The 7,079-nt window shown below is 56.0% G+C and carries 4 protein-coding genes; 2 read left to right on the top strand and 2 right to left on the bottom strand.

The features are described from left to right. Window positions 1–699: 699 nt before the first annotated feature. Together araA and NR195_RS03810 are read right to left on the bottom strand one after the other, a co-directional pair. The gene (araA, locus tag NR195_RS03815; protein WP_010670082.1) at window positions 700–2,199 is read right to left on the bottom strand and encodes an L-arabinose isomerase; all 1,500 of its coding nucleotides are present in this window, start codon (window positions 2,197–2,199) and stop codon (window positions 700–702) included. A gap of 202 nt (window positions 2,200–2,401) precedes the next feature. Further along, the gene (locus NR195_RS03810; RefSeq protein ID WP_033757547.1) at window positions 2,402–4,105 is read right to left on the bottom strand and encodes a ribulokinase; all 1,704 of its coding nucleotides are present in this window, start codon (window positions 4,103–4,105) and stop codon (window positions 2,402–2,404) included. A 365-nt stretch (window positions 4,106–4,470) separates the two neighbouring features. On the opposite strand from NR195_RS03810, the gene NR195_RS03805 reads away from it, so the two are divergent. After that, on the top strand, window positions 4,471–5,454 hold the full coding sequence (locus NR195_RS03805) for an arabinose ABC transporter substrate-binding protein (RefSeq protein WP_010245365.1): 984 nt from the start codon (window positions 4,471–4,473) through the stop codon (window positions 5,452–5,454). A gap of 99 nt (window positions 5,455–5,553) precedes the next feature. Further along, window positions 5,554–7,074 carry an L-arabinose ABC transporter ATP-binding protein AraG gene (gene araG / locus NR195_RS03800; RefSeq protein WP_010245364.1) on the top strand — a complete coding sequence of 507 codons (1,521 nt, stop codon included), beginning with the start codon at window positions 5,554–5,556 and terminating at the stop codon, window positions 7,072–7,074. Window positions 7,075–7,079: the final 5 nt, after the last annotated feature.

The following is a 7,079-nucleotide window of genomic DNA, read 5'->3' as shown; positions in this document are numbered from 1 at the left end:
GATCGCAAAGGATTCCCGCATCCATGCGGATCGGCCGCGCCATCCCTGGCGCGGACGCTTTGCTCTTCAGGCATACCTTTCCTTCCCGGTTGGGCTGATGCATCGCTTTAAGAAGCAGGACAGTGGATATTTCTATTGATGGCGGATTAATACAAATTGCTGTTGGCTGATGAGAGAGGTCAGGAAAGGTATGCCTGATCGCAAAGGATTCCCGCATCCATGCGGATCGGCCGCGCCATCCCTGGCACGGACGCTTTGTTTTTCAGGCATACCTTTCTTTCCCGGTTGGGCTGATGCATCGCTTTAAGAAGCAGGACAGTGGATATTTCTATTGATGGTGGATTAATACAAATTGCTGTTGGCTGATGAGAAAGGTCAGGAAAGGTATGCCTGATCGCAAAGGATTCCCGCATCCATGCGGATCGGCCGCGCCATTCCTGGCACGGACGCTTTGCTTTTCAGGCATACCATTCCTTCCCGGTTGGGCTTGATCATTGCTTTTAAAAACATGCGAGAAAGTATTAATAAGGGGTAGATAACGAGCAGTGAATTAAGGTGTTCGCCGCATGGGATTTTCAATTCCCGACTGAATAGCACAGTATTTATTAAAAAACGATGCCGCATAATCCTGCGTCGGCCGTTTCATTAACTTACTTAAGAGCGCTGCTAATTAAAAAATCGAACAGCGCCCTTTAGTTATTAACGTTTCAAACGGTAATACGCTTCGTTCCAGCGCAGTGCGTCTTTAAACGCAGGTAAACGCGTGTGCTCATCAATCACCAGCACTTCAATGTCGTTCATCTCACCGTACAGATACATATCATCCAGCGTCAGCGCCTGGCTGAACACCGTATGGTGCGCGCCGCCGCCCAGAATCCACGCTTCGGATGCCGTTGCCAGTGACGGCTGGGCTTTCCACAGTGCGCGCGCAACCGGCAACTTCGGCAGCGGTTTCGGCTGTTCGATAGCATCCACCACGTTAACCAGCAGACGGAAACGATCACCCATATCAATTACGCTGGCGTTAATCGCGCGACCCGCTGGCGTTGAGAAAATCATGCGCGCCGGATCGGCTTTATCACCAATGCCCAGGAACTGCACATCGATCAATGGCTTCTCTTCAATGGCAATCGACGGGCAGACCTCCAGCATATGCGAGCCGAGAACCAGATCGTTACCGGGTGAGAAGTGATAGGTGTAATCCTCCATAAAGGAGGTGCCACCTTTGCGATCGCCTGCCAGCACTTTGAAAATGCGCAGCAGCGCAGCGGTCTTCCAGTCACCTTCACCTGCGAAGCCATAGCCCTGACCCATCAGACGCTGAACCGCCAGACCTGGCAACTGCGTCATGCCATGCAGCGTCTGGAAGTTGGTGGTGAAAGCGTGGCAGCCTTCTGCTTCCAGGAAACGCTTCAGACCCAGCTCGATGCGCGCGGCATCCAGCACGTTCTGACGCTTTTCGCCGCCGGAAGCGGCAACATCGGTAAAGCGATAAAGGCTTTCATATTCATCGACCAGCGCATTCACGTCGCCATCGCTGACGCCATTGATCACCTCAACCAGATCGCCGACGCCCCAGCCATTCACCGAATAACCGAACTGAATCTGCGCGGCGACTTTATCGCCTTCGGTCACGGCCACTTCACGCATGTTGTCGCCAAAACGCGCGACTTTCAGCTGCTGACTGGCCTGTTTTGTCAGTGCTGCACGCATCCAGTTGCCGAGGCGCTGCTGGCTGGCGCTATCCTGCCAGTGACCGGTCACCACGCTGTGCTGCAGGCCCATACGGGCGCCGATGAAACCGAACTCGCGGCCGCCGTGTGCGGTCTGGTTCAGGTTCATAAAGTCCATGTCCATGCTGTCCCACGGAATCTCCGCATTGAACTGGGTATGGAATTGCAGCAGCGGCTTATTCAGCACGCTCAGACCACCGATCCACATTTTGGCCGGGGAGAAGGTGTGCAGCCAGGTAATAATACCGACGCACTCCTTGTCATAATTGGCGTCGCGACACAGAGCCAGCGCTTCATCCGGTGACTTAACCAGCGGTTTCAGCTCCAGACGCAGCGGTAAACCGGCCTGATTTAAACCCTCTACCACCTGACGTGCATTCTGTTCAACCTGGCGTAACGTCTCCGCCCCGTAGAGGTGCTGCGTGCCGATGACAAACCACACGCTGTAGCTGTTTGACTGTTCCATAAAATCACTCCTTTACTTTGAGCCTACCTCAATAGGCTATTTTATTTGTCAGTCTGAACCTGGGCAGTGCTCACACAGGCTGCTTTAGCAACCTGAACGCCCGTCAGGGCGGCCCTGAAAGAGCGAGCGTAGCGAGTCATCCTCACGTACTCCGTGTACTACGGATTGTTCCGCGCTGTCCGTGTCCAGACTGCCTGCAACATTACGCCTGCTGAGATAGGCTCTTAGCGGAAGCGGGGCGTGCGGCGTATTGCGGTTCAGCCGCCACGCACCATTGTTGATAGCGTTGATAAAGTTGTTGATAGCGTGCGACGCGCGCCGGATCGGGCTGCAGCGTCACGGCAATCGGGCTGGCCATCACCTGCTGGGCGTCGGGAACGCTGGCATGCACACCGGCGGCGACGGCGGCGAAAATGGCCGCACCCAGCGCACAGCACTCGTCAGAAGCGACGATATCCAGTGGGCGGTTCATCACATCGCAGCAGGCCTGCATAATCGCCGGGGATTTCCGCGCGATGCCGCCCAGGGTCAGAATGCTCTCGACCGGGATCTGCTGTTGCTCGAAGCACTCCATAATTGCGCGTGCACCAAATGCGGTGGCGGCGACCAGACCACCAAACAGGGCGGGGGCATCGGTGCCCAGATTGAGGTCGGTAATCACCCCTTTCAGCCGCTGATTAGCATTTGGCGTGCGGCGACCGTTAAACCAGTCCAGCACCACCGGCAGATGGTCGAGCTGCGGGTTTGCGGCCCAGGCCTCGGTCAGATCTTTAATCAGACTCTTTTGCATCTCAGCCAGCTGAGGCTTCAGCTCCGGATGCTGCTGCGCCGCCAGCTGCAGCGGCCAGCCCAGTAAACGGCTGAACCAGGCGTAGATATCACCAAAGGCAGACTGACCCGCCTCCAGCCCGATAGCGCCTGGCATTACGCTGCCATCGACCTGACCACAGATGCCTTTGATGTCGCGATCGCCGACCTTTTCACTATCTGCAATCAGGATGTCGCAGGTCGAGGTGCCGATCACTTTCACCAGGGTATAGGGTTTGGCACCGCCACCGACCGCGCCCATATGGCAGTCAAATGCGCCACCCGAAAGCGTCACGGTTTGCGTCAGGCCAAGACGCTGCGCCCATTCAGGGCTAAGCGTGCCGACAGGCAGATCAGCGGTCCAGGTATCGGTAAACAGGGGAGAGTCGAGCTGTTGCGTTAACAGCGGGTCCAGCGCATTGAGAAAATCCACATCGGGCAGGCCGTTCCAGTCGCCGTGCCACAGCGCCTTGTGCCCGGCCGCACAGCGGCCGCGGCGCAATTTGTCAGGTGCGGTGGTGCCGCTTAACAGGGCTGGCACCCAGTCGCACAGTTCGACCCAGGAGACAGCGGCGTCACGCACGGCCGCATCTTCACGCGACACGTGCAGAATCTTCGCCCAGAACCACTCAGAGGAGTAAATCCCGCCAATATAGCGGCTGTAATCCAGGAAGCGGCCGCTGTGGCACAGCTGATTGATCTCTTCCGCTTCTTCTATAGCGGTGTGATCTTTCCACAACACAAACATCGCATTGGGGTTGTCGGCGAACTCCGGACGCAGCGCCAGCACGTTGCCGTCGCGGTCAATAGGGGCAGGGGTCGAACCGGTGCTGTCAACACCAATGCCGACCACGGCGTTGCGCTGATCTTCACTCAGTGCATTCAGCACGCCGAGCAGTGCCTGCTCCATGGCGTCGATGTAATCCTGTGGATGGTGACGAAAACGGTTAGTGTGCGGATCGCTGTATAAGCCCTGTTGCCAGCGCGGATAGCTGAACACCGCACTCTGCAGCTCTTTGCCGCTATGACAATCCACGGCCAGCGCACGCACCGAATCACTACCAAAGTCCAGCCCAAGGGTGATGGCTCCAGCACGCATCGGAATCTCCTGTAGTTAGTTAACTCCTGTATCCTGGGTTCGGCGCGCCAAATCAGTTAGTCATCGCTGGCTGACAATATGCACTTTTCTGTCATCGGCAGTGATTTTGTGATCCATTGCAAAAGTTAAGGTCCGGTTAAATTTGCTGAATATATGGATCATTTTGTCGTGATTTTAAGATGTGATACCGCTCTACATTTTTCTTCGCTAATACCGCTAAAACTAGCCCAGCGTCTGGACAGTCTGTCAGCACATGCCAGCCTAACGCACTGATTTATGGCTGTACCCACAAAACAAAACAAACTGGTAGCGTTTACACCGATTCGTTATTAGCAGCGAAAAATAACCTGGTACCGGAGAGCATCATGCATAAATTCACTAAAGCGTTCGCGGCCATCGGCCTGGCAGCGGTTATGTCACAATCCGCTATCGCCGAGACCATGAAGCTGGGATTCTTAGTCAAGCAACCAGAAGAACCCTGGTTCCAGACTGAATGGAAATTCGCCGACAAAGCGGGCAAAGATCTTGGCTTTGATGTCATTAAAATTGCCGTGCCGGATGGTGAAAAAACCCTGAATGCCATCGACAGCCTGGCGGCTAACGGCGCGAAAGGTTTTGTTATCTGTACGCCCGATCCGAAACTCGGCTCTGCCATCATGGCAAAAGCGCGTGGCTACGGTCTGAAAGTCATCGCGGTCGATGACCAGTTCGTCACCGCCAAAGGCAAACCAATGGATACCGTGCCGCTGGTGATGATGGCTGCGACCAAAATTGGTGAGCGTCAGGGTCAGGAACTCTATAAAGAGATGCAGAAACGCGGCTGGGATGTGAAAACCACCGGCGTGATGGCGATTACCGCTAACGAACTCGACACTGCTCGTCGTCGTACCGGCGGCTCCATGGACGCCATCAAAGCCGCTGGCTTCCCGGCAGCGCAGATCTACCAGGTCCCGACCAAATCTAACGACATCCCTGGCGCGTTCGACGCCGGTAACTCTCTGCTGGTTCAGCATCCTGAAGTCAAACACTGGCTGATTGTCGGCATGAACGACAACACCGTGCTGGGCGGCGTGCGCGCGACCGAAGGTCAGGGCTTTAAAGCCGCTGACGTCATCGGTATCGGCATCAACGGCGTGGATGCCATCAGTGAACTGTCGAAAGAGAAGGCGACCGGCTTCTACGGCTCGCTGCTGCCAAGCCCGGATATCCACGGCTACAAAAGCAGCCAGATGCTCTACAACTGGGTCAGCAAAGGTGAAGAGCCACCGAAATTCACCGAAGTTACCGATGTGGTGCTGATCACCCGTGACAACTTCAAAACTGAACTGGCGAAAAAAGGACTGATGTAACCCTGAGCCTGCCAGGCAGTTTGTCGCCTGGCATCCTTAATAGCCAATTTCGCGCCGCCCGCCATAACCGGCCGGTGGCGCGAAAGAGTGAGGAAAAACATGAACACTGATTCAGCATTTCTGTCGTTTCATGGCATCAGTAAAACCTTCCCTGGCGTCAAAGCGTTGCAGGATATCTCCTTCGACTGCCGTGGCGGTGAAGTCCATGCTCTGATGGGCGAGAACGGCGCAGGCAAATCGACGCTGTTAAAAATACTCAGCGGCAGTTATCAGCCGAGCGGCGGTGAGATTCGTATTAAAGGCCAGCCGATGAGCTTTCAGCGCACCACCGATGCGCTGGACGCGGGCGTCGCCATTATTTACCAGGAACTGCATCTGGTGCCGGAAATGAGCGTGGCAGAGAACATCTATCTCGGTCAGATCCCGCACAAACATGGGCTGGTCAACCGTAAGCTGATGCGTTTTGAGGCGGGCCTGCAACTGAAAAATCTCGGCATGGATATCGATCCCGATATGCCGCTGAAATATCTGTCGCTGGGGCAGTGGCAGATGGTGGAGATTGCCAAAGCGCTGGCGCGTAACGCGCGTATTATCGCCTTTGATGAGCCAACCAGCTCACTTTCAGCGCGTGAAATCGACAACCTGTTCCGCGTCATCCGTCAGCTCCGTGAGGAGGGCCGGGTGGTGCTCTACGTTTCACACCGCATGGAGGAGATCTTCGCCCTCAGCGATGCCATCACCGTCTTTAAAGATGGCCGCTACGTGCGGACGTTTACCGATATGGCCAACACCCATCACGACGATCTGGTGCAGGCGATGGTGGGACGAAACCTCGGGGATATCTATGGCTATTCACCGCGTGCCAAAGGCGCGGTACGGCTGGAGCTGGACAAGGTCGAAGCGAAGGGCGTGCGGACGCCGATTTCGCTGAAAGTCCATGCCGGTGAAATCGTCGGCCTGTTTGGCCTGGTCGGTGCCGGTCGCAGTGAACTGCTGAAAGGGCTGTTTGGCGGCACGCGTCTGCGCGGCGGTCAGGTGATTCTGGACGGCAAACCGCTGCCGCTGCGGGAGCCGATCGATGCCATCCGTGCGGGCATCATGCTCTGCCCGGAAGATCGCAAAGCCGAGGGCATTATTCCGGTGCATTCGGTGCGCGACAACATCAACATCAGCGCCCGTCGTCATAACCTTACTGCGGGCTGCCTGATTAAAAACGGCTGGGAAAATAAAAATGCCGACAGCCATATCCGCTCGCTGAACATCAAAACGCCCAGCGCCGATCAGCTGATCATGAACCTTTCCGGCGGCAACCAGCAGAAGGCGATTCTGGGACGCTGGCTGTCAGAGGATATGAAGGTGATCCTGCTGGATGAGCCAACGCGCGGTATCGATGTCGGTGCCAAACATGAAATCTATAACCTGATTTATCAGCTGGCGAACCGGGGCATTGCAGTGCTGTTCGCCTCCAGCGATTTACCGGAAGTGATGGGCCTGGCCGATCGCATCGTGGTGATGCGCGAAGGTGCCATTGCCGGTGAACTGCTACACGACGACGCCACGGAACAGCAGACGCTGAGCCTGGCGATGCCCAAAACCACTCAAGCGGCCGCCGTGGCCTGACAGGA

The organism is Pantoea sp. Ft-CA_14, assembly GCF_024520875.1.
Classification (GTDB): domain Bacteria; phylum Pseudomonadota; class Gammaproteobacteria; order Enterobacterales; family Enterobacteriaceae; genus Pantoea; species Pantoea agglomerans.
Note: the sequence above shows the minus strand (reverse complement) of the source record. Positions and strands in the feature narration are given on the sequence as shown.

Coding starts and splice junctions, on each gene's coding strand:
- araG (WP_010245364.1), top strand. CDS start 5,554: ATGAACACTGATTCAGCATTTCTGTCGTTTCATGGCATCAGTAAAACC.
- NR195_RS03805 (WP_010245365.1), top strand. CDS start 4,471: ATGCATAAATTCACTAAAGCGTTCGCGGCCATCGGCCTGGCAGCGGTT.
- araA (WP_010670082.1), bottom strand. CDS start 2,199: ATGGAACAGTCAAACAGCTACAGCGTGTGGTTTGTCATCGGCACGCAG.
- NR195_RS03810 (WP_033757547.1), bottom strand. CDS start 4,105: ATGCGTGCTGGAGCCATCACCCTTGGGCTGGACTTTGGTAGTGATTCG.